This is a genomic window from Actinomyces sp. oral taxon 849 str. F0330, assembly GCF_000239715.1.
Taxonomy (GTDB): domain Bacteria; phylum Actinomycetota; class Actinomycetes; order Actinomycetales; family Actinomycetaceae; genus Actinomyces; species Actinomyces johnsonii.
In genome coordinates, this window is record NZ_JH470379.1 from 1 (window position 1) to 1,801 (window position 1,801).

The following is a 1,801-nucleotide window of genomic DNA, read 5'->3' on the forward strand; positions in this document are numbered from 1 at the left end:
AGTCGGTGGTGATCTGTCCTTCGACGAGCTTGCCCTTGGCCCTGCGCTTGGATGCTGGCAGTCCTTTCTCCTTGTCGCGTTCTCGGGCTCGCTTGTCCACAGGTGTCGCAGATCGCCAGCCACAGCAGCTTGATCACCGCCTCATCGGAGGGGAAGTGGCCGCGGTTCATTGGTGATCTTTGCGCAGCTGGTAGCTCGCAGTCTCGATGCTGTTGGTGGAGGGGGTACCTCCCGCGAAGTGGGGGAGAGATGACACGCCTGAGCATCGGCCGGTGAGTCCAGGAAGAGGGGTGAATCGCTCCCAGGCCCGCTCCCAGGTCGTCACCGTCTGAAGGGTGCTTGACCCCCATGTCGGACTCGGAGAAGTCGGTCAGAGCCTGCCAGGCGGCCTCCTGGTTCGGAGCGGTGCAGATCGGCCTTGAGAGCGGCCGCGGCCTTGCGGCGGTCCCCGTAGGAGACGAACCGCATCCAGGGGCGCGGAACCGGGTGGTACCTGCGCAGGTGGGGACCGTGGCCTGGGGCCAGGACCGCCTGCGTTCGCCTCGGGAAGGCCGGTGAGCCCGTCACATTCCCCCGCGCGCTTCGCTCCCGTGCGGGAGGTGCCCCCTCTACGATCAGGACGTCCTTGACGCCCCTGTTGGCCAGCTCGGCGCACACGAGCCGCCCTTCAAGGAGACTCCTTCCCCGGGCCCAGATACTTAAGCCACGTGCTTGACTCCCGTCCATCCCTCGCCCCGACCGCGATGTGAGCCGAGCGGGAGGCGACCCGGTGAACAGGCGCGGACCATCGGCCCGGATCGCGCCCGTGGTAGACCACCGGGAAGAGGACTCCTCCAGCGGACGCGTGCTGCCACACGCGCGACAGCCTCAGCAGGCCGCGTCGGCGGGTCCTCGAAATGGTCCCCACGCTGAGCGCCCGCGCTGAGCGTGGAGGCCAGGTGGTGCTGGATATCCCGCACTTCTCAATTCCACCGGCGCATCAGGCCTGGTGATTCACACGCATCCAGCCCGCCCCGGTCGGCGCTGGCCCTTGGCGCTACCCGGGCGCGGGGTGAAGGTCCCGGCCCGGTCCCGGGGCACCACAGGTCTCGAAGGGCCCCATCCTGACGAGTCCACCGTCTTGGACGTGGTTCCGTTTCTGGCGTTACCACGAGCCTGGGAGGTTGGCCCGCCCCTGTCGTAGCCCAGGTGCTCGCTCAAGCCAAGCGGCCAGGCCCCTCTCCAAGGCCTCCCTTGGTGCAGGGCCGGCAGCAGACCATCAGTCCCGGTCATGCTCACCTGCCCGGCACCAGCTCTGCTCAAACAAGCCATCCACAGCCCCAGCCGAGCGCAGCTGGCCGACCACATCCCGACCACCAGCAGAAGCCCTGTTGTCATCATCAGTAGCAGTCATCAGTGTCAGTCCTTCCACAAGAGCTCACACAAACCAATGAACAGGCTCCGCTCCTGCCGTCCCCACCACAGCCCAGGGCGGCTGGCAAGGCGCACTGAGCGGCGCATCATCGCCTTGAGGCTCAACCGCCGGTGGGGACCCCACCGCATCGCCTACCACCTGGGCCTGGCACGCTCCACTGTGGGGCGCATCCTGGCCCGGTACAACATGCCCCGCCTGACCGAGGTGGATCAGGCCACCGGGCTGGCGGTGCGCCGCCCGCCGCCGGTGCGCTATGAGAAGACCAGTCCCGGGGAGCTGGTCCATCTCGACATCAACAAGCTCGGCCGCATCCCCGACGGCGGGGGCTGGCGCGCTCACGGACGGGGCTCAGCGCCCGCTCTGGCCGCGGACCGCGCCAAGACCCGC

1 pseudogene is annotated in these 1,801 nt (G+C 68.2%); it reads left to right on the forward strand.

Annotated features, from left to right (window positions below):
* Window positions 1–1,441: 1,441 nt before the first annotated feature.
* A pseudogene (locus HMPREF0975_RS14190) lies at window positions 1,442–1,801 on the forward strand (IS481 family transposase); the annotation flags it as partial.